Consider the following 26,349-nt stretch of genomic DNA (forward strand, 5'->3'; position numbering starts at 1 on the left):
TCACGCCTCTCTGATGGTGAGCCGGTCGAGCAGTGCGGTGGCGTCGGCGGGGAGCTGCCGGCCGGCGGCGTGCCGTTCCGCGGCGAGCGCGGCGAGCATGGTGGCCAGCTCCCCGTCGGCCCGGTCGTCCAGGTCGGCCACGGCGGCCAGCGGCACCCCGATGAAGACGCACTTGAGCACCGCCTGCCGCCAGGCCTCCGCCGTCAGGTGCCGGGCGTACGGGCCGAGGGCGGCGGCGACCAGCCGGGTGTCGTTGGTGCGGATCGCGTCGTGCAGCAGCGGCACCCCGGCGTCGTCGATCGGCAGCAGCGGCAGGGCCTTGAGCACCGCCCGCTTCTCGGCGGCGTCGCCGTGCCGGTACACCTCCTCGGCCTGCCCGGCGGCATGGTCGGCGGGGAGCGCGGCGAGCAGCAGCGTCCGGGCCGCCTCGTCGGCGGTCCAGCCCGGTGCGCCGGGCAGCTCGTGCCGCCCGCACCGCCGGCCGGCGGCCGGGAAGTACCGCGCCACCGCGCCGGGCTCGGCCGCGACGCGGCCCAGCGCGGTCGTCAACCAGTCGGGATCGGGTACGCCCTCCAGCGCGGCCCGCAGTCGATCCGGTGTCATCCGTCTCCCCTCCCCAGGTGTGTGCGGTGGACGGTGGTCGGTCCACCCGTGCCGCGGTGGACGGTGGTCAGTCCACCCCGGTGCTGCGGTCGGCCCCGACGGGCACCGGCGGGGTGCCCGGATCGAGGCCGGCCTGCCGGGCGGCGGTACGCAGGAAGTCCAGCGACCGGGCCGCCACGGTGGGTGCGGCGTGCGAGTGCCGGGGCAGCTCCACGGCGACCAGCCCCCGGTAGCCGGCGTCGGCCAGGGCGCGCAGCACCGGCGGGAAGTCGATCTCGCCGGTGCCGAACTCCAGGTGCTCGTGCACCCCCCGGCGCATGTCGTCGATCTGCACGTTGACCAGGTGCCCGGCGACCTCCAGCACGCACTGCGGCACGGTCGACGACTCCAGGCAGCGGCAGTGTCCGATGTCGAGGGTGATGCCGAACCGCTCCGGGTCGCCGAGGGCATGGCGCAGCCGCCGCCAGCCGGCGATGTCCTCGACCAGCATCCCCGGCTCCGGCTCGAAGCCCAGGGTCACCCCGGCCCGGTCGGCGGCGGCCACCACCGTGGCGCACCCGGCGACCAGCCGGTCGTGGGCGACCTCCGGCGCGACGTGGCCGGGCCGGACCCCGGCCCAGAAGGAGACCGCCTCCGCGCCGAGGTCCGCGCCGACCCGGACGGCCCGTTCCAGGAAGTCGATCCGACCGGCCGGTTCGTCGTGCAGCAGGGTCGGGGCGTGCTTGCGCCACGGGTCGAGCAGGTAGCGGGCACCCGTCTCCACCACCACGCCGAGGCCGAGCGCGGCCAGCCGCCGCGCCACCGCGTCGACCCGGCGGGCCAGCCCCGGCGCGTACGGGTCGAGGTGGTCGTGGTCCAGGGTGAGCGCGACCCCCTCGTACCCGAGGTCGGCCAGCACGGTCAGGGCGTCGTCGAGCCGGTGGTTGGCGAAGCCGTTGGTGCCGTAGCCGAACCGGAGCCGGTCCACGGCCGCCGGGGCGGTGGGCTGCGGGGCGGTGGGCTGCGGGGCGGTGGGCTGCGGGGCGGTCATGTCGGGGACAGCTTCCGGGCCAGCCGGCCGCCCAGCGGCGCGGCGAGCGCGACCACCGCGCCGAGCAGGCCGGCGCCGGCCCGTGCGGTGAGCGCGCCCTGCAACGAGGGCAGCCCGGTGATCCCCGCGCCGACGGCCGCCCGGACCCGGCCGGCGGTGGGCTCGGCGGCCACCCGGGCCTGCGCGCCCCCGTAGCGGGCGACGTACCAGCCGGCCAGCGCCGCCGGCAGCGCGGCGGCGACCGGCGCGGTGCGGCGACGCGGGGCCGGCGTCGGGGCGGTGGGCCGGGGCAGCGCGGTGGCGGCCAACGCGACCAGCGCGGTGCCGGCGAGGGTACGCCGGGGCAGCGCGGTGTCGGCCCCGGTCACCTCCCGCCGGGACAGCGCGGTGACCGTCCAGGTGTGCGCGGCGACGGTCAGCGCCGCCGGCAGGGCCCGGACCGGTCGCCCGGACGACGCGCCGAGCAGCACGTCCAGCCCCCGGCAGGCGGCCATCACGGCGGGGCCGGCGGCGGTGTTCTTCGCCACCAGGTCGTACCCCCAGATGGTGGCGGCGAGCGGGAGCGCGACGGCGGCGGCCCGGCGACCGCCCACGGCGGCGGCCAGGCCCAGGCCGGCGGCGGTGAGCCCGGCGGCGACCCCGGCGGCGGCGGCCGGGCTGACCCGGCCACTGGGGATCGGCCGTTCCGGGCGTTCCTCGGCGTCCAGCCGGTGGTCCGCCCAGTCGTTGGCGGCCATCCCGGCCCAGTAGAGCAGCACCGACGCGCCGGCCAGCCCGGCGGTACGCGGGCCGAGCACCCCGGCCGCCGCCGCCCCGGCCACCAGGTCCCCGGGTACCGAGAGGGCGGCCGGTGCCCGGACCAGCTCGGCCAGGTCGGCCAGGCTGGTCACCCGGCACCGCCGGCGTGCAGCTCCCGGGTGAAGTCGACCAGCCGCTGCCACTGTTCGCTCAGCGAGTGGGTGGGCGAGTCGATCGGGTCCTTGAAGAAGAACGCCAGCTCGGGCAGGGGTCCGGCGCGGCCGGCGGCGTGCGCGGCGGCGGTGAGCCGGGCCAGGTCGAGCACGAGCGGGGCGGCCAGCGCGGAGTCGCAGCCGTGCCAGGTGAACTCCATCCGCATCCCGGTGCCGAGGAAGCCGGCGAAGGTGATCAGATCCCAGGCGGTCTTGAAGTCGCCCAGGTCCTCCACGTAGTCGATCCGGGTGCCGCCCTGCGGCACGTAGCCGAGCGTCTCGCCGAGGACCCGCTGCTTGCTGTCCACCTTGGCGGCGTTGGCGCCCGGCTCGGCCAGGGTCGCCCCGTCGCCGCCGCCGAGCAGGTTGACCCCGGACCAGGACCGCACCGCGAGGTGACGCATCGCGAACATCGGCGCGAGCACCGACTTGACCAGGGTCTCCCCGGTCTTGCCGTCGTGCCCGGCGTACGGCAGGCCGCGCTGGGCGGCCAGCGCCGCGAGCGCCGGCAGGCGCAGCCCGGTGGACGGGGTGAAGTCGACGTACGGGCAGCCCGCCTCGACGGCCGCGTACGCGTAGAGCGAGCTGGGCGGCAGCACCTCGTCCGGGCCGGCGAGGGCGGCCCGCAGGGCGTCCGGGTCGGCGTGGCCGGGGTGCGCGGCGGGGGCGGGTTCGGTGGCCGAGACGTTGACCACCACCACCCGGTCCAGCCGGTGCCGCTCCCGGAAGGCGGTCAGGTCGGCGGTGATGGTGGCGGCCCGTTCGGCCTGGCTGCCACCGGTCGGCGCGGGCCGCAGGTCGTCCTCGACGGCGGCCAGGTCGGCGGCGAGCGCGGTGGCCAGCCGGCCGGGCAGCACCCCGGCGGCGGCGAGCGCCTCGGCCCGCTTGGTCAGCGGGGTGGTGGCCACGTCGTGGCCGCCGAAGACCAGGTCGGCGAAGGTGGGCAGGGCCGGTCCCCGCAGGTCGGGCAGTTCGGTGACGCAACCGGTGGGGCCGGTGAGGCCGGCCCGCAGGGCGAGCCCCCCGACGATGCCGGTGGTCGCGACGGAACCGCGCGCTCCCACCAGCCAGACACCCGTACGCATGGTGCTCCTTCCGTCGGGCGGAACGTGCTGTCGGTCGAGTCGTACCGCCGGGGCACGGGTGGCCCCGCCCGCCCGGTCGTCCGGGGTGGTGCCGGGTGTGGCGTCGACGTCGGCGGCGTCGACGCCACACCCGGCTCCCGTACGGCGTGCGGGCGGGGCCGGCAGGCAGGGCCGGTTCGGCGTCTCGGCCCTGTCTCCCCGCATCCGGCCGACGGCGGCGGCGCGCCCTCGACCGGACGAATGGTGTGGCGGTCCGGGCTCCACAGCGGTACCCGGAATCACCATTATCTATGTCTTGCGGCCCTCCGGTGCGACCGGGGAATCCCGGTCCGGCCGCACCGGACGGCCATCGGGTGCGTGTCCCGGGCCGGGTGGCCCGGTGCACGCCCTCCGCTGTCGACCCCGGCCCGGCCGCGGGGCGCAACCGCGGCCGGTCCCTCGCCGGTCGACGGCGGAGGTGGCTGGTCAGACGGCGAGCGCGGCCAGTGCCGGCTCGACGTCGGTCCACTGTGAACCGGCCTCCGCCGAGCGGGTCACCGCGTCCAGCACCAGCTGGACCTGCAACGCGTCGGCGAACGACGGGGTGGGGTCGACGCCGTTGGCGACCGCCTCGACGAAATCGCGCATCTCGTGCGTGAAGGAGTGCTCGTAGCCGATGATGTGGCCCGGCGGCCACCACGCCGACATGTACGGGTGCTCCGCCTCGGTGACCAGGATCCGGGTGAATCCCTGCTCGGTCGCCGGCCGGGAGGCGTCGTAGAACTCCAGCTCGTTGAGGCGTTCCAGGTCGAACACCACCGAGCCGAGCGAACCGTTGATCTCCACCCGGAGGGCGTTCTTGCGGCCGGTGGCGAACCGGGTCGCCTCGTACGTGGCCAACGCGCCGTCGTCGAGCCGGGCCACGAAGATCGCGGCGTCGTCGACGGTGACCGTGCCGGTCTCCGCCGCACTGCCGTCGACCTGCGCGGCCAGGCCGCTCGACGCACCCGGCAACGGGCGCTCCTTGACGAACGTCTCGGTCACCGCGCTGACCCCGGTGACCAGTTGCCCGGTCACGTACTGGGTCAGGTCGATGATGTGCGCCCCGATGTCACCGAGGGCACCGGAGCCCGCCTTGTCCTTCTGCAACCTCCAGACCAGCGGGAACTGCGGATCGACGATCCAGTCCTGGAGGTACGTCGCCCGGACGTGGCGGATCGTCCCGAGCCGCCCCTCGGCGACGAGCTGCCGCATCAGGGCGACGGCGGGCACCCGGCGGTAGTTGAACCCGCACATGGACCGGACCCCGGCGGCACCGGCGGTGGCCGCGGCGGCGGTCATCGCCCGCGCCTCGGCCACCGTGTTGGCCAGCGGCTTCTCGCAGATCACGTGCTTGCCGGCGGCGAGCGCAGCGAGGGCGATCTCGGCGTGGCTGTCACCTGGTGTGCAGATGTCGACCACGTCGATGTCGTCCGAGGCGACCAGGGCACGCCAGTCTGTGGTGTGCGTGTCCCAGCCCAGCCGGTCGGCTGCCTCGGCGACCTTCGCGGCGTCCCGGCCGCAGATCTGCGCCATTCGCACCCGGGCGGGCAGCTCGTACACCCGGTTCACGGTGCGCCACGCCTGTGAGTGCGCGGCGCCCATGAACGAGTATCCGATCATGCCGACCCGGAGTTCGCTGTGGTGAGTGGACAAGGTGGGTCTCCCCCCGTGTATCAGAACCCGAGCTTGAGGTAGTTGCTCGCGTTCTCCTTGGTGATCGTCTCCGAGGCGAGCACGATCTCCTTGGGCACCTGGAGTTCCACCAGGTCGGACATACCCTTGCCCTGGCCGATCAGGCGGGCCAGGGAGATGGCCGAGGAGGCCATCGACGGGCTGTAGGTCACGGTCGCCTTCAGCACCGTGTTGTCGGCCTGGATGTCCTCCATGGCCTTCTTCGAGCCGGCGCCGCCGACCATGAAGAACTCCTTGCGGTTGGCCTGGTTGACCGCGGCCAGGACACCGATGCCCTGGTCGTCGTCGTGGTTCCAGACCGCGTCGATCTTCGGCAGCGCCTGGAACAGGCCGGTGGCGGCCTGCTGGCCGGAGTCGGCGGTGAACTCCGCCGGGCGCCGGTTGGCCACCTTGAAGCCGGCCGTGGCGAGGGTGTCGGCGAAGCCCTTGGAGCGCTGCTGGGTCAGCTCCAGCGAGTCGATGCCGGGGATCTCACCGATGACCGGGTTGCTGACGCCCTTGGCCTTGAGCTGCGCCACGATGAAGTTCGCGGCGGCCACGCCCATGCCGTAGTTGTCGCCCATGATCTGCAGCCGGTAGGCCAGCGCGTCGGGGAAGGCCCGGTCCAGGTTGACCACCGGGATGCCGGCCTTCATCGCCTCCAGGCCGAAGGCGTTGAGTTCCTTGCCGTCGTGCGGCAGCACCACGATGACGTCCGGCTTCTGGGCGACCAGGGTGGACAGCGCGGCCCGCTGGGCCGCCGCGTCCGCGCCGGCCTCGACGGTCTTGAAGTCCACGTCCGAGTACGCGCCGGCCTGCGCCTTGGCGTTGTTGGTGATGGCGGCGATCCAGCCGTGGTCGGCGGCCGGCGCGGAGAAGCCGATGGTGACCTTCTTGCCGGGGGCGCTGTTGCCGCTCTGCGCGTTGTCGGCCGCCTTGGTCTGCGCCGCGGTCGGGGCGGACTCGTTGCTGGTGCAGCCGGCGAGGAGCACACCGGCGCCGACCGCCGCGCCGCCGAAGAGCAACCGGCGACGGGACAGGTCACGGGGGTGGGTCATGACGACCTCCTGAAATGACGGATGGTGGGGTGAAAGGGGCGTACTGATCCCGGCCACCGTCGGCGGCCGCCGGAATGCGGTGTTGCGGAGGGGCGGGACGCGCCCGGTGGGGCGACGCGTCCGGGTCAGGCAGTGGTGATCTTGTTACGGCTGAAGAACTGGCTGACGCTGCGGAACTGCACCTGCTGGATCAGGACGGCGCCGACGATGATGCCGCCCTTGACCATGTTCTGCGCCTCCGTGGAGAGGCCGTTGATGGCGAAGAGGTTGGTGATGGTGGAGAAGATCAGCACCCCGAGCAGGGAGCCGACGATGGTGCCCCGGCCGCCGCTGAGCAGCGTGCCGCCGATGATGGCCGCGGCGATCGCGTCCAGCTCGTACAGGTTGGCCATGGCCGCCTGGGCGGAGTTGGCCTGTGCGGTCAGCATGATCGCGGCGATGCCGCAGCAGAGGCCGGAGAGCGCGTAGAGCAGCAGGGTGTGCCGCCGGACGTTGATGCCGGCGAGCCGGGCCGCCTCCGGGTTGCCGCCGACGGCGACCGTACGCCGGCCGAAGGTGGTGCGGTTGAGCAGCACCCACCCGGCGGCGACCACGGCGGCCAGGATGTAGACCAGCAGCGGGATGCCGAGCAGGTCGGTGCTGGCGATACCGTTGATGAAGGAGTTGCTCGACACCTGGGTCTGCTTGCCGGAGATCTGGGCGGCCAGACCCCGGGCGGCGACCATCATGGCCAGCGTGGCGATGAACGCCACCAGCCGGCCGTACGAGATGAGAATGCCGTTGACCAGGCCGACCGCCACACCGACCACGATCGCCGTGAAGATCATGCCGCCCGCGCCGTAGCTCTGGGTGGCGACCGTGGTCGCCCACACCCCGGCGAGGGCGACGATCGCGCCGACCGACAGGTCGATGCCGCCGCCGATGATCACGAAGGTCATCCCGACGGTGACCACCCCGACCACCGAGGCGAGCTTGAGGATGGTCAGCGTGTTGCCCCACACCCAGTCCGGGTTGGAGTAGAGGTCCCAGCGGGTGGCGGCGCCGATCACGACCAGCACCACCAGCACCCCGATCAGGCCGAGGTTGCGCTTCGCCCCCTCACCCCCGTCGCCGGCCCAGAAGGACAACCCTCCCGTCCTGGGCTTCTCCTTGATCGACTCGGTCACCGCCGGATCGACCGGCGGGGACTGGGCCGGCAGGTCCGCCGGCCGGTCCGGCGTCGCGGTACCGGTCGACTCACTCATGCGGTCACCTCGTTATGCTCACTGCGCTCGCTCATGCCGGCGCGCCTTCCATCAGAGACCCCGCCATCACGAGGTCGAGCACGGTGTTCTCGTCCAGTTCGCCGGCGGGCGCCTCGCGCACCATCCGGCCCTCGCGCATCACCAGCACCCGGTCGGCCAGACCGAGCACCTCGGGCACCTCGCTGGAGACCAGCAGCACGCCGACCCCCTTGGCGGCCAGCCCGCGGATCACCCGGTACAGCTCGGCACGGGCGCCCACGTCCACCCCCCGGGTCGGCTCGTCGAGCAGCAGCAGCCGGGTGTCGCCGAGCAGCCAGCGCCCGACCACCACCTTCTGCTGGTTGCCGCCGGACAGGGTGCGTACCGCCCGGCGCACGTCGTTGGGCCGCAGCTGGAGGTCGTCGGCGATCCGCTCCGCCTCCTTGCGCTCCCGCCCGGCGTTGGTGAAGCCGAGGCGGGCGTACCGGGTGAAGGTGGCCAGGGTGACATTGCGGTGGATCGGCTCGCCGAGCAGCAGCGCCTGGCTCTTGCGCTCCTCCGGCGCCATCCCCATGCCGGCCCGGACGGCCGCGCCGACGCTGCCCGGACGCAGTGCCCTGCCGGCCATCCGGACGGTGCCGGACTCGGCGCGGCGGGCCCCGTAGATCGTCTCCAGCAGTTCCGAGCGGCCGGAGCCGACCAGACCGGCGATGCCGACGATCTCACCCGGGCGGACGCTGAGCGACACGTCGGCGAACTCACCGGCCCGGCTCAGCCCCTCGACCCGCAGCAGCTCGTCGCCGGCGGTCGGCGCGGTCGGGCGGTCCGGGAAGACGTACTCGATGTTCCGGCCGGTCATCCGGGCGACCAGGTCGCGGGTCGGGGTGTCCCGGGCCGGCAGGTTCGCCGCGGTGGTCCGGCCGTCCTTGAGTACGGTGACCCGGTCGCCGATCTCGCGGATCTCCTCCATCCGGTGCGAGATGTAGATGACCGCGATGCCCTGGGCGGTGAGTTCCCGGATGATCCGGAAGAGGTTGTCCACCTCGTCGTGGGCCAGCACCGCGCTCGGCTCGTCCATGATGATCAGCCGGGCCTCGTGGGAGAGCGCGCGGGCCATGCTGACCACCTGCTTGCCGGCCGCCGGCAGCGCGCGGACCATCCGGCCCGGCGGGATCTCACCGTGGCCGAGCCGGCTCAGGATCTCCCGGGTACGCCGGGCCATCAGCCCGCGCCGGACGAACCCGGCGACCTTCGGCTCGTGGCCGAGGAAGGCGTTCTCGGCCACCGACAGGTCGTCCACCAGGTCGAGTTCCTGGTAGATCGTGGCGATGCCGGCGCGCATGGCGGCCTGCGGGTTGGTGAAGTGCGCCGGCTCGCCGCGCCACTCCACCTGCCCGGAGTCCGGCCGGTGCACCCCGGCGAGCACCTTGATCAGGGTGGACTTGCCGGCGCCGTTCTGCCCGAGCAGGCAGTGCACCTCACCGGCGCGCACCTCGAGCTGCACGCCGTCCAGGGCACGCACCCCGGGGAAGGTCTTGACCACGTCGGTCAGCCGGAGCACCACCTCACCGGCGACGGTGTCGGCGGGTGCCTCGACCAGCGGGGCCTTGTCCCCCGCGGCAGTCGATTCGGTGCTCATGATGCCTCCCCGAAGGCGACGTCGCTGGCGAGGACGGCCGCACCGGCGACACCGGCGCGCGGTCCCAGCTCGGACAGGACGACCGGTAGGTTGCCGGTGGCCAGCGGTAGGGACCGGCGGTAGACCACACTGCGGATCTCGGCGAGCAGGATGTGCCCGAGATGGGCCAGCCCGCCGCCGATGACGATCATCGACGGGTTGGTGAAGCTGACCAGCCCGGCCAGCACCTGCCCGACCCGGCGACCCCCGTCGCGGATGAGCTGGATGCAGACCACGTCGCCCTCGATCGCCGCCTCGGCCACGTCGCGGGCGGACACCGCGCCCCGCTCGGCGAGCCGCTCGGCCAGCGCCGGCGAGCTGCCGGTACGGGCGGCGACGCCGGCCTCCCGGGCCAGGGCCGCGCCGCTGAACACGGCCTCCAGGCACCCGGCGTTGCCGCAGGAGCAGGTCGGCCCCCCGGCGTCGGCCTGGATGTGCCCGATGTCCCCGGCGCAGCCGTCGGTGCCCCGGTAGACCTCGCCGCTGAGGTAGATCCCGCACCCTATTCCGGTGCCGATCTTGACGAAGAGGAAGTCGTCGACCGAGTGCGCCACCCCCCCGTGCCGCTCACCGATCGCCATGATGTTGACGTCGTTGTCGACCACCGCCGGGCAGCCGTGCTCCCGGCTGAGCAGTTCGCGCACCGGGTAGCGGTCCCACCCGGGCATGATCGGCGGCGACACCGGCAGCCCGTCGCGGAAGCTCACCGGCCCGGGTACGCCGACGCCCACCCCGTTGAGCCGCTCGTACGCCCCGTCCACCCGGGCCTTGTGCAGCAGCTCGTTGACCCGGTGCAGGATGACCTTCGGGCCGGAGCGGATGTCGGCGGCCTCGGCGTACGCGGCGACCGGCTCCAGCCGCCCGTTGACCACCTCGACGTCGATCGAGCTGGCGCCCATGTCGACGGCGGCGAACCGGAGGTCGGGGTTCAACTCGACGAGGGTGGACCGGCGTCCGCCACGGGAGGCGGCCAGTCCGGCTTCGGCCACCAGGCCGAGCCCGACCAGGCGTTCCAGCTCGGCGAGGAGCCGGGGGCGGGGCATCTGCAACCGATCGCCCAACTCGGCCCGGGACGCGGGCCCCTCGTCACGGAGCAGCCGCAAGAGCTGCACGTGCAGGGGATCTGCCGTCCGCACGGGACTCACCTCCGCCTCAGGGTTCACATTCACGTCACGCCGTTGTGTTGTGGTCGACACAGTAAGAGACTTCCGAGGCACGTGTCCATACCTTCAGTCGTTCCGATGGCAACTTTTGTCCGAACGAACAAAAGCTAATAGTGGATCAAGAAAAGGTTGACAGAACGAGAATCACCCGCAACGACCTGCTACCGCCCCGGTGGTGACCCTCACACACCGGGCCGGCGACGGGGGCGAAACCCCTACCAGAGCAGGCCGCACCTCGGCAAACAGCCGCCCCGCCGCAGGGAGCGCGGCGGGGCGGAGGGTGTGCGGGAGGTCTGCGGTGTCAGCGGCCGGGGGCGGCGTTGTGCTTCTTGCGCAACTTGCGGTCGTCCCGCAGCTCCACGTACGGCTCCTCGTCGGGGTCGTGACCGGCGGCGATGGCCCGGCCCCGCTCCAGCTCGGCGTCGAACTCGGCACCGAGCAGGATGGCGATGTTGCTCAGCCAGAGCCAGATCAAGAAGATGATCACGCCCGCCAGCGCGCCGTAGGTCTTGTTGTACGACCCGAAGTTGCTCACGTACGCGGCGAAGAGGCCGGAGACGAGCAGCCAGAGCAGCACCGCCAGCACGCCACCCGGGCTGACCCAGCGGAAACCACCGTGCCGGGCGTTCGGCGAGGCCCAGTAGAGGATGGCGAACATCAGGCTGACCAGCACCAGCAGCACCGGCCACTTGACGATGTTCCACACCGTCACCGCCGTGGAGCCGAGCCCGATGGCGCTGCCCGCCTGCTCGGCCAGCCCGCCGGTGAAGACCACGATCACCGCGGCCGCGAGCAGCAGCACCCCGACCAGGGCGGTCACCCCGAGCCGGATCGGCAGCGTCTTCCACACCGGCCGCCCCTCCGGCACGTCGTAGATGCTGTTCGAGGCACGCATGAACGCGCCCACGTAGCCGGAGGCCGACCAGAAGGCGGCGACCAGACCGACGATCGCAGCGATGCTGGCCAGCCCACCGGACTGACCGGCCTGGTCGATAGCGGTCTCGATGATGGTCCGGATGTTCTCCTCCGGCACCACCTGGCCGACCGTGTCCCGCACCCCGCTGGTGGCCCGCTCGCCGAGCAGGCCGAGGATCGAGATCAGCACCAGCATCCCGGGGAAGATCGACAACACCCCGTAGTAGGTCAGCGCGGCGGCCCAGTCGGTCAGGCTGTCCTCCTGGAACTCCCGACCGGTGCGCTTGAGCGCCGCCTTCCAGTCCGCCCGATGCAGGTCGGAGGGGCTGTCCGGGCCGTCGTCGGGACCGACCGGCCGGGTACGGAGGTCCGCGTCCCGCCGGTCGGCGGACCGCCCATCCACGTCCCGCCGGTCACCGGACCGGTCCCGGCCGGACCGGGCTGCGGGCACGGTGCCCGCGTCGTCGCGGTCGGCGTGGGTCTCGTCGGAGGCCATCGCCCCTCCTCAGGGATCTGTGGATGTCACCCTCCGACATGCCCCGCCGACCCCGCCGACTAACCCCGGACTGGCACCAGGAGTGCCAATCGGTGCCTCCCGACCGTCGGCATGCCGCTACGCCGAAGTGATCATCGACCCGGGACTGGGGCCACGAGTCTCGGAAAGGGGCGCTAAGCCCTCCCGGCCATCCCACCGATGAATGCAAGCCAGACGTGCGGATCGAAGGCCAGCACCGGCCCATCCGGGTCCTTGGAATCCCGTACCAACACGCCAGAGATGCTTTCCGCCACCTCGACGCAGTTTCCTCCGTCGGGGCCGCTACGGGTGCTCTTGCGCCACTGGGCGTTACTCAGGTCCATGCTTCTGCCACTTCCACCATCAGTTCGAGGGACTGCTGCTGCGATAGTGCCTCACCACGGATCGATTCCCATACCTCGACCATCTGCCGCACGTAGTCGGCCCGGTCGATCACCTGCCCGTGGCGCTGTCCGGCAAGGTACACGAGATCCTCTACGTGTAGTGACGAAGCAAGCACGAAGGGTCCACCGAGGCCAACGTAGGCCCCGGCGGTCATCGGCACCACCTGGATCCGCACCCGGGACAACGCGGATCCCACCTTCACCAGGTGCAGCAATTGCTCACGCATGATCTCCGGCCCGCCAACGCAGCGACGAAGCGCATGCTCATCGATTACGGCAGTGATTAGAGGTGGCCGATCACGGTGGAGTATCGCTTGGCGATCCAAGCGGGCAGTCACCTGATGTTCGATCTCGTCAGTGGCGAACAGCCCACCGCCGGACAGTAGCGCGTGAGCATAGCCTCCAGTCTGCAACAGACCGGGTACACAGAGCGGCTCGAATGTGCGCAACGCGGTGGCTTCCTGCTCGATGCCGGCCCAGTCGCGGAACCACGGCACCACGGTTTCCCGGCTGATCCGTTTCTGGATGCGCTCGAACCGGCCGTCGGTGGTGAACACCGTGTCGCACCGGCGGGCGAAGTCCAGGCTCGGCCGACGCTCGCAGGTTTCCACCTTGGCGACCAGCGCGCCCGAATAGCTCAGCGCCTCAGCCAGCGCCGCCTGGGTCATGCCGTGGGTGGCCCGCACGAGCCGTAACTCCTCCGCGAAGTGGTCCAGCATCGACGAGCGCTCCAACGGACAGCCTCCATACATCCTCGTACCTGCTGAAACCGACCGTCCCACGTCCCGGCCGTCGAAGGGTCGGAACCCTCACCGTAGCCGCAACATCGACAGACTGTCACCCAGCGGGACCGCTCCCGGGATCAGACGGCGGGCGGAACCAGGCCGGGAGCGTCCGCCGGTGCCGGCGCCGGCGGACGCTCCCCTCCACCGTGGACGGAGGCTCGACCATGCGACTACCACTCTGGCCGTGCAGACACGACGGACCAGGGTACGACGGGTCGGGGCTGCGGTGATGCCCCGCTACCGTCCGCACGTGGCCGCCCGACCTTCCTGGCGTTGCCGGGTGTGCGGGGCCGCCTGGCCGTGTTCCCCCGCCCGGCTGGCGCTGCTCGGGGAGTACCGCGAGGACCGGACCGCCCTGCTGGTCTACCTCGGCACCCTGCTGTGCGAGGCGATGAGCGACCTCGCCACCCTGCACGACGGGGAGACACCGCAGGGCCTCACCGAACGCATCCTGACGTGGGCCCGAGCCCGATGACCTGAGCGGATAGATCTTGGAAGATTCTGGCCCCCATAGGGGCCATTTCCCTCCAAGATCCACGTTGTCGCAAGGTCACCACCATGTGGTGGCCGACAATGGTCTGGTGGCCGACAATCGGCGGGTAGCCGGTGACCGCTCGGCGGTGGCCTCCTCGCTCCGGCACCACCGGGTCGCCGGCAGGCAGGGCACCACCTGGGGACCGGGCGTCGGGCGGGTGGGTCAGAGGTCAGCGGGGGCGGTGGCGGCGCGGGCGGCGGCGACGAGCTGATCGGTCTCGTCGCGCACCTCGTCGGCGTCGATCGGGGTGCCGGGGTCGTAGCGGACCGTCCAGGTCAGACCGTCCACCCCGGCCACCCGCCGGGCCGCGATCCGGCCCGAGCCGCCGGGCACCGGGTGCTGCTGGGTGTACGCCACCGAGCGGGTCACCCTGGCACGCACCTGGTGCGGCAGGTCCCCCGGATCGAGCAGCAGGTACGTCCCGGCGGGGCGGTCGGCGACCACCTGGTAGCCGTCCCGCTCGGCGACCGTCTCCGCCACCGTGACGGTCAGCTCGCGCCCGGACCAGACGGCCTTGAGGATGTCGTGCCAGCCCAGCCGGTCCTCCCGGCCGGGCAGCCAGAGCCCGAGGTTGGTCGCCACCAGCACCCCGCCACCGGAACCGGAAGTGACCGGCGCAGCGGCACCTTCGGCGGCCGGGGCGGCGGCACCGGTGTTCGCCGGGGCGGCAGCACCGGCACCCGGGGCGGCAGCACCGGCACCCGGGGCGGCCGGGGCGGCGGCACCGTCACCGGTGACGGCCGATACGCCGACACCGGAACCGGTGGTGGCCGGGGCCGTGGCATCGTCACCCGGGGCGGCGGTGCTTCCGCTGTTTCCGGTGACGGCGGCCCAGGCGAGCACCCGTTCACCGGCGGCCAGCGCGGGGCGGGCGGCGGCCGGCAGCTTGGGTTTGCGGCCGAACAGTCCCATCAGAGTCCTCCTGCGGCCTGCTCGCGCAGTGCCCGCGCGTGCTGTTCCAGCGAGAGCAGTTCCCCGAAGAGGGCGAAGTACTCGTCCTTCTGGTTGACCGGGTTGATCCGCTGGATCTTGGATTTGAGGTCCCGGATCCGGGCGGTCACCGAGCCCCACTGCAACTGGGCGAGGGTGCTGGAGACGTACCTCGGGTCGGGTTCGCCGTCGATCCGCAGCGGCTCCACGGCCAGCTCGCTGACCAGCGCCTGGGCGGCGAGATCCCCGCAGGCGTCCCGGACCGCCTCGATCCACACCGCGCCGCCGCCCGCCGCCGCCACCCCGCCGGCCGTCGTGATCGCGGTACGGACCGCCACGTGCACGGGGTGCCGGTACTCGGCGGCCTCGACCGCGTCGAACATCGGCCCGGCGAGGACCGGCTCCTGGAGGGCGAGCTTCAGCGCCTCCCGCTCGACCATCGACTCCGGGCTGTCCACGGCCGGCGCGGCCGGACGGGTCCGGCCCCGGGGCGGCTCGGCGGCCTCCCGCTCGCCCGGGGCGTGGGCGGCGGCCAGCACGGCCCGCTGCACCGGCTCGATCTCCATACCGAGGTCACCGGCGAGCTTGCGGACGTACTCGGGGCGCTTCTCCCGGTCTTTGATCTTGGCGACCAGCGGGGCGGCCCGGCGCATCGCCTCCACCCGGCCGTCCACCGTGTCCAGGTCGTAGCGGTTGATCACGTGTCGGAGGGCGAAGTCGACGAGCGGCTCCCGGCGGGCCACCAGGTCGCGGATCGCCAGGTCACCCTTTGCCAACCGCAGGTCGCACGGGTCCATGTTGTCCGGGCTGACCGCGATGAAGGTACGCCCGACGAAGCGCTGGTCGTCCTCGAAGGCGCGGAGCGCGGCCTTCTGGCCGGCGGCGTCCCCGTCGAAGGTGAAGATGACCTCACCGGCCACCGCGTCGGTGTCGAGCAGCAGCCGGCGCAGTACGCCGATGTGGTCCGCGCCGAAGGCGGTGCCGCAGGTCGCCACCGCCGTGGGCACCCCGGCCAGGTGGCAGGCCATCACGTCGGTGTACCCCTCGACGACGACCACCCGGCCCTGCTTGGCGATCTCCCGCTTGGCCTGGTCGATGCCGTAGAGGACGTGCGACTTCTTGTAGATCGGCGTCTCGGGGGTGTTCAGGTACTTCGGGCCGTCGTCGTCGTCGAAGAGTTTCCGCGCCCCGAACCCGATCACGTCACCGGCGATGTCCCGGATCGGCCACATCAGCCGGCGACGGAACCGGTCGATCAGGGTGCCCGAGCGGGACGGGCGGGACAGCCCGCCGGTGACCAGCTCGTCGTGGGTGAACCCCTGTTGACGCAGGTGCTTGGTGAGCAGGTCCCAGGCGTCCGGGGCGAAGCCGCAGCCGTACCGCTGCGCGGCGGCCCGGTCGAAGCCGCGACGGGCCAGGAACTCCCGGGCCGGACGGGCGCCGGCCGTGCTGAGCTGCGACTGGTAGAACTCCACGGCGGCGGCGTGCGCCGCGACCAGCCGCTGCTTCTGCCCCTGCTGCGGGCGGGACCGGGGGGCGGCCTGGTCGCCCTCGACGTAACGGAGCTGGATGCCGGCCCGGTCGGCGAGCCGCTCGACGGACTCGATGAAGCTGAGGTGCTCGGCGTCCATCAGGAACTTGATCGCGTCGCCGCCGACCCCGCAGCCGAAGCAGTAGAAGACATTGCGGGCCGGCGAGACGTTGAACGACGGGCTCTTCTCGTCGTGGAACGGGCAGAGGCCCTTGAGGTTTCCGCCGCCGGCCGACTTGAGGGTCACCGTGTCCGAGATGACCTCGGCGATGGAGGTGCGCTCGCGGACCAACGCGATGTCCTCGTCCCGGATCCGGCCAGCCACCGACGCCACCTCCTCGGGCTACATCCTGCCCTGCCGGACCGACGATCCGTCGGGCGGGGGACGGGCGGGTGACGAACGCCCGGCTCAGCGGCAACGCCGGGTCAGCGGGGACGCCGGTGCAGCCAGTGGGTGACCGGCGGCGGGTTCTCCTCGTCGTACGACCGGGCGGCCCGTACCGCGGCGGCCAGGCCGGACCGACGGCCCCGGTCCGGGTGCGGGTCGACCGCCGGATCCCGGGCCATGTCGCGCAGGAGCGCCACGGCGAGCCCCAGCATCACCACCACGAACGGCAGCGCCACCATGATGGTCGCCTGTTGCAGGGCGGCCAGGCCGCCGGCGAGCAGCAGCGCGGCGGCGACCGCGCCGATCAGGACCCCCCAGAGCACCACGAGTACGCGGTGCGGACGCAGCGCACCGCCCGAGGTGAGCGACCCCAGCACCAGCGACGCCGAGTCGGCGCTGGTCACGAAGTAGAGCGCGATGAGCAGCATGGCCAGCACGCTGGTGACGGTCCCCAGCGGGAGCGCGTCCAGCAGCCCGAACAGCGCCTGCTCGCTGCCCGCCCCGACGTCCGCCACCAGATCGCGGGTGCCGCTGGCCTGGGTACGCAGGGCGCTGCCGCCCATGATCGCGAACCAGATCGCGCTGGCCCCGCTGGGCACCAGCAGTACCCCGACCAGGAACTGGCGCACGGTCCGTCCGCGCGAGATCCGCGCGATGAAGGTGCCGACGAACGGTGCCCAGGAGATCCACCAGGCCCAGTAGAAGATCGTCCAGGACCCGAGCCACGCCGGGTCGGAGAACGCGCCGGTACGGGTGGACATGAACACCAGGCTGCTGAGGTAGTCACCGATCGACGCGGGCAGCACCTCCAGCGTGTAGATCGTCGGCCCCACCACGAACACGAAGATCATCAGTAGTACGGCCAGCAGGACGTTGGTGGTGGACAGCCACTTGACCCCCCGGTGCAGGCCAGAGAAGGCCGAGACCACGAAGGCCAGGGTGAGCGCGCCGATCACGGTCAGCTCCACCGCCCGGGTGTCCGGCACCCCGGCCACCAGGTCCAGACCGGCGGCCACCTGGAGCGCGCCGAGCCCGAGGCTGGTGGCCGAACCGAAGACCGTGGCGAAGACGGCGAGCAGGTCGACGGCCTTCCCGGGCACCCCGTCGGCCCGCGCGCCGAGCAGCGGACGGAACGCGGCTGAGATCCGGTTGTCCCGCCCCCGGCGGAACGTCGAGTACGCCAGCGCGAGCGCGGTGACGGCGTAGATCCCCCACGGGTGCAGCGTCCAGTGGAACAGCGTGTACTGCATGGCCGCCGCCCCGGCAGCCGGGGTCTGTGCCGCGACCCCGGTGGCCGGCGGCGGCGTGGCGTAGTGCTGGATCGGCTCGGCCACCGCGAAGAAGACCAGCCCGATGCCCATCCCCGCGCTGAACATCATGGCGATCCAGGCCACCGTGTTGAACTCCGGCTGGTCCTCGTCGGCGCCCAGCCGGATCCGGCCGTACCGGGAGGCCGCGATGACCACCGCGAGCACCAGGAAGGCATCCGCCGCGACGACGAAGAACCAGCCGAAGGTGCCGATCACCCAGGCCAACCCGGACTCGCCGAAGCTGGCCAGCGAACCGCGCGCGGACACCCCCCAGAGCACGACCGCCAGCACCCCGCCGACGCCCAGGGCGAGCACCACCGGGTCGGGCCTGCCGCCCGCTCGCGTACCGACGTCCCGCACACGTTCAGCCATGGTCGTATCGTCCCGGCCGGTGACCCCGGCAGCAGGTGATTCCGCCCAATCTCCGGATCCGTGGATGATGCTCAGCCGACGGCGGCGGCCTCCTCGGCCTCGACCTGCCGGTTCCAGTCCGGCTTGGTGGAGCGCCAGCCCTCGTCGTCCAGGCCCTGCCGCCAGTAGCCGGAGATCGACAGCGCCTCCCGGGGCACCCCCCGCTCGACCCGCAGCAGCCGGCGCAGCTCCTTGACGAAGGTGGCCTCGCCGTGCACGAAGGCGTGCACCCGACCGGGCGGGAACTCCAGCTCCCGGACGGCCGCGACCAGGGCCTCGCCGACCGGCCGGCCGGCCCGGTGCAGCCAGGTCAACGCCACCGCGCCGGGGCTGGGCAACACCTGCTCGTCGGCCGGGTCGGCGACCTCGACCAGGACGACCGCCGGGGCGCCCTCGGGCAGCCGCTCCAGCGCGGCACCGATCGCCGGCAGGGCGCTCTCGTCGCCCACCAGCAGGTGCCAGTCGGCCGTCGGGTCCGGCGCGTACGCCCCACCCGGGCCGACGAACAGCACCTCGTCGCCGGGACGCAGCCGCGCCGCCCACGGCCCGGCCAACCCCTCGTCCCCGTGGTGTACCACGTCGATGGTCAGCTCACCGGCCGCCGCATCCCAGGCCCGCACCGTGTACGCCCGCAGCCTGGGCCACTGCTCCCGGGGCAGCTCCCGCTTGACCGCCGTCAGGTCCAGCGGCCTCGGCAGCTCCACCCCCTCGGGCGGGAAGACCAGCTTGACGTAGTGGTCGGTGAACTCCCCCACCGGCAGCCCGGCCAACTCCTCCCCACCGAGAACGAGCCGGACCAGGTGCGGGGTGGGCCGTCCGGTCCGCACCACCCGTGCCGCAGTAACCATCTTGGAGCGCTCCGCCATAAAACTAAGGCTACCCTAACTCCCCTACTCCTCCCTCCACCCCTCCCCCCACCCCTCTCCCCCACGCCGCCGCACCCACCCAGGCCCCCGTGATCAAGAGGTTTGCGTCACATTAGTGATCAACTTTGACGCAGACCTCTTGATCACCTGACGCAAATCTCTTGATCACCGGGGCGAGACGAGCGGGCGGGCGGGACGAGCAGGCGGGGCGGGTGGACCGAGGCGAGTAGGCGGGACGAGGCGACAAGGCGGGGGGTGGGTTGGGGGGCGGGTGGAGGGTGTTCAGGTGAGGCGGGTGTGCCAGGTCAGGGCGGCGGGGTCGGTGAGGGAGGCGACCTGGTCGATGACCACGCGCAGGCGGGCACCGTCGTCTGCGGCCTGCCGCCACAGCGGGGCGAAGACCGGGTCGAGGGCGTCCGGGGCGCGGTCGGTGAGCGCGGTGACCAGTTCGGTGATCACCTCGCGTTGTCGCAGGTAGCGGGCGCGGGCGTCGGGGCGGCACATGACGTACCGCCAGGCGATGCCCTTGAGCAGCGCGCACTGCGCCCTGATCCGGCGCGGCACCACCAGGTCGGCGGCGTACCGGTGGTGGGGGCCGGGGCCGAAGCGCTCCCGGGTGGCCCCGACGACGGTCGCCACGAACCGGCCGGTGAGGACGCTGGTCGTGGCCTTGAGGGCGACCTGCGCCCGGTGACTGCCGTCGTACCCGGCCAGCGGGGTGAGCGCCGGATCGGCGAGCAGCTCGACCAGCACCTCGCCGAGGTCGTCCGGGGACTCCCCCGAGTAGACGGCGGCCACGTCGGCGCAGAGCGCGGCGCGCTCGTCGGGGTCGTGCAGGAGGGGGCGCAGCGAGACGTAGCCGCCGTGGATGCCGTCCTCGACATCATGCACCGAGTACGCCACGTCGTCGGCCCAGTCCATCACCTGCGCCTCGAGGCAGCGACGGGCACCGTCGAACGGGTCGACGCCGGCCTGATCGCCGCCGGCCCCCACCACACCGGACAGGCCAGCACCAGGCACACCAATGCCGGGCACATCGCCGTCAGGCACTCCGGCAACGGACACGCCAGCAGCGGGCAGGCCGGTGCCGGGGAGCGCGGCAGGGGGCCGGGCGGCAGGGGGTCGGGTGGCGGTGGCGGGGGTGCCGGCGCGCAGCCAGTCGAAGACCGGGCGGTCGTCGCCGTACACGCCGAACTTGCGCAGCCCGGGGCGGCGGGGCCAGGGGTACTTGCTGACCGCGTCGAGCGCGGCCCGGGTGAGGTTCAGCCCGGCGGGGCGGCCGTCCGGGGCGAGCACCTTGGCCTCCAGCCGGGTGAGCACCCGCAGGGTCTGCGCGTTGCCCTCGAAGCCGCCGCAGGACGCGGCGAGCCCGTCGAGGGTGTCCTCCCCGTTGTGCCCGAACGGCGGGTGCCCGAGGTCGTGGGCCAGCCCGGCGGTGTCCACCAGGTCGGGGTCGCAGCCGAGCCGGGCACCCATCTCCCGGGCGATCTGGGCCACCTCCAGCGAGTGGGTCAGCCGGGTACGCAGAAAGTCGTCGGTCCCGGCGACGTGCACCTGGGTCTTCGCGGCGAGCCGGCGGAAGGCCGCCGAGTGCAGCACCCGGGCCCGGTCCCGCTCGTACGGCGACCGGCCGTGGCCGGTGTCCTTCGGCGGCTCCTCGGCCCACCGCTGAGCATCGAAGCCCTGCGCGTCGAACGCCTGGGCGTCGAACCCCTGCGCGTCGGACGCCTGCCCGGCGGCTGGTGCGGCGGGAAACTCCACCATCCGGCCACCCTTCCCGGTCGTACCCCGTGGTCGTGGGCACCCAGGTTACGCCGCGCTGCGCCCGGACAGCCCGGGGATCGGGACGCGGACGCCCAGCAGCGCCGGACAGCCGGGCGCCGGACAGCCAGACGCCAGGCAGCCGGGCACCGGACGCGCGACGCCCACCGACAAGCGGCCGGTGGGCGTCGCGGGCGGTCAGCGGCTGTCGGAGCCGGTGGTCTCGATGGCGGCCCGGCCGGCCTCCAGCCGGGCGACCGGCACCCGGAACGGCGAGCAGGAGACGTAGTCCAGCCCCACCTCGTGGAAGAAGTGCACCGAGTCGGGGTCGCCGCCCTGTTCGCCGCAGACGCCGAGCTTCAGCCCGGGGCGGGCGGCCCGGCCCTCCTCGGCGGCGATCCGGACCAGCCGGCCCACGCCGTCGCGGTCGATCGACTCGAACGGGGAGATGCCGAAGATGCCCAGTTCCAGGTAGCGCCAGAAGAACGCGCCCTCGACGTCGTCCCGGGAGAAGCCCCAGCCCATCTGGGTGAGGTCGTTGGTGCCGAAGGAGAAGAACTGCGCCGCCTCGGCGATCTGGCCGGCGGTCAGCGCCGCCCGGGGCACCTCGATCATGGTGCCGATCAGCACCTCGACCCCGCTGTCCCCGACCACCTCGGCGATGATCTTCTCGGCTTCGGCGCGTACCGTCTCCAGCTCCTGGACCGCGCCGACCAGCGGGACCATGATCTCCGGACAGGCGGTGCCGCCGTCGCGGGTGACCGCGACGGCGGCCTCGGCGATGGCCCGGACCTGCATCGCGAACAGGCCGGGGATGACCAGGCCGAGGCGCACGCCGCGCAGGCCGAGCATCGGGTTCTCCTCGTGCATCCGTCGGACGGCGGCGAGCAGCGCCTCCTCCTTGGCGACGTCCTCGCCGCGTTCCTGGGCGACCGCGACGTTGACCGCGAGCTGCTCCAGCGGGGGCAGGAACTCGTGCAGCGGCGGGTCGATCAGCCGGACGGTGACCGGCAGCCCGGCCATCTCGCGGAAGATCTCCACGAAGTCCCGGCGCTGCAGGGGCAGCAGAGCGGCGAGGGCGGCGGTGCGGTCGGCGTCGGTGGCGGCGAGGATCAGCCGCTCGACCAGTTCCCGCCGGTCACCGAGGAACATGTGCTCGGTGCGGCACAGGCCGATGCCCTCGGCGCCGAAGCGCCGGGCACGCGCCGCGTCCGCCCCGGTGTCGGCGTTCGTCCGCACGGCCAGCCGCCGTCGCGTGTCGGCGTGCGTCATGATCCGGTGTACGGCCCGGACGAGCGCGTCGTCGGTCCGCTCCGGGTCGAGGCTGCCCTCGAAGTACTGCACCACCTCGGACGGCGTGACCGGCACCTCGCCCAGGTAGACCCTGCCGGTGGTGCCGTCGATGGAGACGACGTCCCCCTCGACGACGGTGTGCCCGCCGACGGTGAACCGCCTGGCCGGCACGTCGACCTCGAGCCCGTCGGCCCCGGAGACGCAGGTCTTGCCCATCCCCCGGGCCACCACGGCGGCGTGGCTGGTCTTGCCGCCGCGCGAGGTGAGGATGCCCTGGGCGGCGATCATGCCGTTGAGGTCGTCGGGGTTGGTCTCCCGGCGGACCAGGATCACCGACTTCCCCTCGGCGGCCAGCTCGACCGCGCGGGCCGAGGTGAAGACCACCGCGCCGGACGCGGCCCCCGGGGAGGCCCCGATGCCCCGGGCGACCGCCTCGAACTCGTGGTCGAGCTGGAAGCGGGGGAACATGAGCTGGGCGAGCTGTGCCCCGTTGACCCGGTGCAGCGCCTCGTCCAGGTCGATCAGGCCTTCGTCGACGAGCTGGCCGGCGATGACGAACGCGGCGGCGGCGGTGCGCTTGCCCACCCGGGTCTGGAGCATCCACAGCTTGCCCCGCTCGATGGTGAACTCGATGTCGCAGAGGTCCCGGTAGTGCCCCTCCAGCCGGGCCATGATGTCGAGCAGTTCGCGGTAGGACTTCGGGTCGAGCCGTTCCAGCTCCTGCAACGGCACGGTGTTGCGGATGCCGGCGACGACGTCCTCCCCCTGGGCGTTGGCCAGGTAGTCGCCGTAGATGCCCTGCGCGCCGCTGCCCGGGTCGCGGGTGAAGGCGACCCCGGTGCCGGAGTCGGGGCCGAGGTTGCCGAAGACCATCGCCACCACGTTGACGGCGGTGCCCAGGTCGGCGGGGATGCGTTCCTGGCGGCGGTAGAGGACCGCCCGCTCCGCGTTCCACGACGCGAAGACCGCCCGGATGGCCAGGTCGAGCTGTTCGCGCGGCTCCTGCGGGAACTCCCGCCCGGTGTGCTCGGCGAAGATCTTCTTGTACGTCTCGACCAGCCCGCGCAGGTCGTCGGCGTCGAGGTCGAGGTCGTCGTGGGTGCCCTTGGCGCGCTTGGCCTCGTCGAGGGCGTGCTCGAACTGCTCGCCCGGCACCTCGCAGACGGTCTTGCCGAACATCTGGATCAGCCGGCGGTAGGAGTCCCAGGCGAACCGGTCGGCGCTGCCGGAGGAGTCCGGGTCGGCGCTGCTCGCCTGCCGGGCGAGCCCCTCGACGCTGCGGTCGTTGAGGCCGACGTTGAGGACGGTCTCCATCATGCCGGGCATGGAGAACCTGGCGCCGGAGCGTACCGAGACGAGCAGCGGGTCCTGCGGGTCGCCGAGCCGCCGCCCCATCCCCCGTTCCAGCGCCTCCAGGTGGGTCTCGATCTGCCCGGCCAGCCCGTCCGGCTCCCGCCCGGTCGCCAGGTACGCCTGGCAGGCCTCGGTGGTGATGGTGAAGCCGGGCGGCACCGGCAGGCCCAGGTTGGTCATCTCGGCGAGGTTGGCCCCCTTGCCGCCGAGCAGGTCCTTGAGTTCCTTGTTGCCCTCGGCGAAGTCGTAGACGTACTTGTCGCCAGCCTTCTCCTGCACTGTCACCAGAAGCCTCCCACGCGCGCCGGAATTGACACTTAACGAAGGTTCAGTTCTGACCTACCCCGGGGCCAACCTGCGGCCATCCGGCCTGGTCAGCGATCGGTGGGCGAAGGTTAAGCGAACATCGGGCGGCCCGGGACCGTTCGGTGACAATAGGCACAGCCGTCACGACTATCCGCGTTCGCGCGGGTTTCTGGGAACGCTTCCACGAGCACGATCACGCAATTCCGGTTTCTCCTCGTACCCTTGACGTCACCGGTTTCGCCAAACCTGACCTTTGCCATATCCCTCGCGAATACACCCCCCCCGGAGCCGCCCCGTGTCGCGCACCCCACGTACCGGCGTCGCCCCCGTCACCGAGCAGCCGAGGCAGGCCGACGCCGACCCGGCCCCGGCCGCCCCCGCCCCCGGCGGGCCGACGCCGGCCGCACCGGCCCCGGTCGTGCCGGCCCCGGTCATGCCGGCCCCGGTCATGCCGGCCCCGGTCATGCCGGCCCCGGTCATGCCGGCCCCGGTCATGCCGGCCCCGGTCATGCCGGCCCCGGTCGTGCCGGCCCCGGTCGTGCCGCAGGGGTCGCCCACCGTGACGCCGGCAGGGGCGGCGACGGCCACGCCGCAGGGGTCGCCCACGGTGGCGCCGTCGGCGACCGCGCTGGCCCGTAGCGCGGTGGAGGCCGCCGGTCGGCTGCTCGCCCGGCCGACCGTCGGGTTGGGTGACGTGGTGCCCGCGCCCGTGTCGGTGCGCCCGCGGCCGGCCGCCGACTTCGTCCTCCCCGCCGACGCGGCGGTACGGGTGAGCGCCGACCCGGCCGCCAGGGAGGTCGCGGAGCACCTCGCGGAGCTGCTCCGCCCGGCCACCGGCTACCCGCTCCCGGTCGCCGACCTGCCGACCGCCCCGGGGCCGCTATGGCTCACCCTGGGCGCTGCCGCAGCGCCCCGCCACACGGGGCCGGCGGCCGGCGACGAGGAGGGATACCGGCTCGACGTCGACCCCGACGGGGTACGGATCACCGCCGACACCGCCACCGGTCTCTTCCACGGCGTACAGACGCTGCGGCAACTGCTGCCCACGGCGGTGGAGAGCCGGACGCCGGTGGCCGAACGCTGGGTGGTGCCCGGCGGGACGATCGTCGACCGACCCCGCTTCCCCTACCGGGGCGCGATGCTCGACGTGGCCCGGCACTTCTTCGGGGTCGACGACGTGTGCCGGGTGCTCGACCACCTGGCCCGGTACAAGCTCAACCACCTGCACCTGCACCTCACCGACGACCAGGGCTGGCGGATCGCCGTCGACTCCTGGCCCCGGCTGACCACCGTCGGTGGGCGCACCGAGGTCGGCGGTGGCCCCGGCGGCTGGTACACGGCCGCCGACTACCGACGCATCGTCGAGTACGCCGCCCGCCGGCACATCACCGTCGTCCCCGAGGTCGACCTGCCCGGCCACACCAACGCCGCGCTGGTCGCGTACCCCGAACTCGCGCCGGACAAGGTCGCGCCGCCGCCGTACACCGGCACCGAAGTCGGCTTCAGCCACGTCGACCCCGCCGACGAGCGGACGTACGCCTTCGTCGCCGACGTGCTCGGCGAGCTGGCCGCGGCGACCCCCGGGCCGTGGCTGCACATCGGCGGCGACGAGGCGTACAAGGTCAAGGGGGCGGCCTACACCGGCTTCGTGGAGCGGGTGCAGCGGATCGTCGCCGGGCTCGGCCGGACCGTGGTCGGCTGGCACCAGATCACCCCCGCCGGGCAGGTCGACAGCCGGGTGCTCCAGTGGTGGGGCACCGACGGCGACGACCCCACCGTGGCCGAGGCGGTACGGCGGGGCGCGCGGCTGATCCTCTCCCCCGGCAACCACGCGTACCTGGACATGAAGTACACCCCGGACACCCCGCTCGGACACAACTGGGCGGGCCTGATCGACGTGCACCGGGCGTACCACTGGGATCCGGCGACCCACCTGGCCGGCGTCCCCGCCGAGGCGGTGCTCGGCCTGGAGGCCCCGCTCTGGACCGAGTCGGTGACCTCGCTGGCCGAGATCGAGTTCCTGCTCCTCCCCCGACTGCCCGCCCTCGCCGAGGTGGCCTGGTCCACGCCGTCCACCCGCAGCTGGGCCGGTTTCCGGGACCGGCTCGCCGGCCACGGCCCCCGCTGGCACGCCGCCGGCATCGCCTTCCACCCGTCCCCGGAGATCCCCTGGCCGGCTGCACCGCCCGTCCGCCACCTCCCCCACACCGCACCCACCTCCCGCCCCACCCACACCACACCCGCTCACACACCCGCCCCCGGGACACCGCAGCCGATGCCGGCACCGGCGCCACGGGCCAACGACACCCGCACCTCCTGACCGGCGGCTGCTGCACCTCTCCGATCCGCCGGCAGGCCCAGGCCCCGACCCGATGGCCCCAGAACCACGTTCCGTCACCTCCAGACGGAGACCGCCCACAACTACGCAGAGTGAGCAATTCTCGACCTCATCGAGCGGGCCACCCAACCCCTCCGCCCTTGAATCGGCCTGACCTGCCCGTTCCCACCAACCCCAGCAACCACCACCAACCCCCATCCCCATCCTTTGCTCTGCCGCCACATACG

At 72.9% G+C, this 26,349-nt stretch carries 19 protein-coding genes and 1 pseudogene; 2 read left to right on the top strand and 18 right to left on the bottom strand.

Features of this window, described 5'->3' with window-relative positions; all coding sequences use genetic code 11:
• From O7625_RS00090 to O7625_RS00145, 12 genes are all read right to left on the bottom strand, one after another.
• Positions 1-603: an EboA domain-containing protein gene (locus tag O7625_RS00090; RefSeq protein ID WP_282343402.1), complete on the bottom strand. Its 603-nt coding sequence runs from the start codon at positions 601-603 to the stop codon at positions 1-3.
• A 67-nt stretch (positions 604-670) separates the two neighbouring features.
• On the bottom strand, positions 671-1,633 hold the full coding sequence (locus O7625_RS00095; protein ID WP_282343403.1) for a sugar phosphate isomerase/epimerase family protein: 963 nt from the start codon (positions 1,631-1,633) through the stop codon (positions 671-673).
• On the bottom strand, positions 1,630-2,523 hold the full coding sequence (locus tag O7625_RS00100) for an SCO3242 family prenyltransferase (RefSeq protein ID WP_282343405.1): 894 nt from the start codon (positions 2,521-2,523) through the stop codon (positions 1,630-1,632). Before O7625_RS00100 ends, O7625_RS00095 begins: the two co-directional genes overlap by 4 nt.
• Positions 2,520-3,668 (bottom strand): inositol-3-phosphate synthase, encoded by a 1,149-nt coding sequence (locus O7625_RS00105; protein WP_282343407.1) that lies wholly within the window; start codon positions 3,666-3,668, stop codon positions 2,520-2,522. The genes O7625_RS00100 and O7625_RS00105 overlap by 4 nt, the downstream gene beginning before the upstream one ends.
• A gap of 465 nt (positions 3,669-4,133) precedes the next feature.
• Positions 4,134-5,342, bottom strand: coding sequence for a Gfo/Idh/MocA family oxidoreductase (locus O7625_RS00110; protein ID WP_282343409.1), 1,209 nt, complete (start codon positions 5,340-5,342; stop codon positions 4,134-4,136).
• Positions 5,343-5,362: 20 nt separating this feature from the next.
• Positions 5,363-6,418: a substrate-binding domain-containing protein gene (locus O7625_RS00115; protein ID WP_089004177.1), complete on the bottom strand. Its 1,056-nt coding sequence runs from the start codon at positions 6,416-6,418 to the stop codon at positions 5,363-5,365.
• A gap of 125 nt (positions 6,419-6,543) precedes the next feature.
• Positions 6,544-7,662: an ABC transporter permease gene (locus tag O7625_RS00120; RefSeq protein WP_067312940.1), complete on the bottom strand. Its 1,119-nt coding sequence runs from the start codon at positions 7,660-7,662 to the stop codon at positions 6,544-6,546.
• 31 nt (positions 7,663-7,693) lie between these two features.
• Entirely contained in the window at positions 7,694-9,280 is a 1,587-nt protein-coding gene (locus O7625_RS00125; protein ID WP_282343414.1) for a sugar ABC transporter ATP-binding protein, read from the bottom strand.
• A complete protein-coding gene (locus O7625_RS00130; protein WP_282343417.1) occupies positions 9,277-10,455 on the bottom strand; it encodes an ROK family transcriptional regulator in 1,179 nt (392 codons plus the stop codon). Before O7625_RS00130 ends, O7625_RS00125 begins: the two co-directional genes overlap by 4 nt.
• Positions 10,456-10,783: 328 nt before the next feature.
• Positions 10,784-11,893 carry a YihY/virulence factor BrkB family protein gene (locus O7625_RS00135; protein ID WP_282343420.1) on the bottom strand — a complete coding sequence of 370 codons (1,110 nt, stop codon included), beginning with the start codon at positions 11,891-11,893 and terminating at the stop codon, positions 10,784-10,786.
• A gap of 173 nt (positions 11,894-12,066) precedes the next feature.
• Positions 12,067-12,255, bottom strand: coding sequence for a DUF397 domain-containing protein (locus O7625_RS00140; RefSeq protein ID WP_282343422.1), 189 nt, complete (start codon positions 12,253-12,255; stop codon positions 12,067-12,069).
• The gene (locus tag O7625_RS00145) at positions 12,246-13,034 is read right to left on the bottom strand and encodes a helix-turn-helix transcriptional regulator (protein ID WP_282343423.1); all 789 of its coding nucleotides are present in this window, start codon (positions 13,032-13,034) and stop codon (positions 12,246-12,248) included. Before O7625_RS00145 ends, O7625_RS00140 begins: the two co-directional genes overlap by 10 nt.
• Before the next feature lie 316 nt (positions 13,035-13,350).
• Between O7625_RS00145 and O7625_RS00150 the strand changes: the two genes are divergently transcribed.
• Positions 13,351-13,575 carry a flavin reductase gene (locus tag O7625_RS00150; RefSeq protein WP_282343425.1) on the top strand — a complete coding sequence of 75 codons (225 nt, stop codon included), beginning with the start codon at positions 13,351-13,353 and terminating at the stop codon, positions 13,573-13,575.
• Positions 13,576-13,797: 222 nt separating this feature from the next.
• On the opposite strand, the pseudogene O7625_RS00155 reads toward O7625_RS00150, so the two are convergent.
• The 6 genes and pseudogenes from O7625_RS00155 to ppdK form a co-directional block, all read right to left on the bottom strand.
• Positions 13,798-14,229, bottom strand: a pseudogene (locus tag O7625_RS00155) (hypothetical protein); the annotation flags it as partial.
• A gap of 317 nt (positions 14,230-14,546) precedes the next feature.
• A complete protein-coding gene (dnaG, locus tag O7625_RS00160; RefSeq protein ID WP_282343427.1) occupies positions 14,547-16,430 on the bottom strand; it encodes a DNA primase in 1,884 nt (627 codons plus the stop codon).
• Positions 16,431-16,522: 92 nt separating this feature from the next.
• Positions 16,523-18,166 (bottom strand): BCCT family transporter, encoded by a 1,644-nt coding sequence (locus O7625_RS00165; protein WP_282343429.1) that lies wholly within the window; start codon positions 18,164-18,166, stop codon positions 16,523-16,525.
• Positions 18,167-18,237: 71 nt separating this feature from the next.
• Entirely contained in the window at positions 18,238-19,071 is an 834-nt protein-coding gene (locus tag O7625_RS00170; protein ID WP_282343430.1) for a siderophore-interacting protein, read from the bottom strand.
• Positions 19,072-19,353: 282 nt separating this feature from the next.
• Positions 19,354-20,835, bottom strand: a complete 1,482-nt coding sequence (locus O7625_RS00175) for a deoxyguanosinetriphosphate triphosphohydrolase family protein (protein ID WP_282343432.1) — start codon at positions 20,833-20,835, stop codon at positions 19,354-19,356.
• A gap of 195 nt (positions 20,836-21,030) precedes the next feature.
• The gene (gene ppdK, locus O7625_RS00180) at positions 21,031-23,763 is read right to left on the bottom strand and encodes a pyruvate, phosphate dikinase (RefSeq protein WP_282343434.1); all 2,733 of its coding nucleotides are present in this window, start codon (positions 23,761-23,763) and stop codon (positions 21,031-21,033) included.
• A 316-nt stretch (positions 23,764-24,079) separates the two neighbouring features.
• On the opposite strand from ppdK, the gene O7625_RS00185 reads away from it, so the two are divergent.
• Positions 24,080-26,104: a beta-N-acetylhexosaminidase gene (locus O7625_RS00185; RefSeq protein WP_282343437.1), complete on the top strand. Its 2,025-nt coding sequence runs from the start codon at positions 24,080-24,082 to the stop codon at positions 26,102-26,104.
• The last annotated feature ends 245 nt before the right edge of the window (positions 26,105-26,349 follow it).

The sequence above is a fragment of the Micromonospora sp. WMMD714 genome, from assembly GCF_029581315.1.
GTDB classification, from domain to species: Bacteria; Actinomycetota; Actinomycetes; order Mycobacteriales; family Micromonosporaceae; genus Micromonospora; species Micromonospora rifamycinica.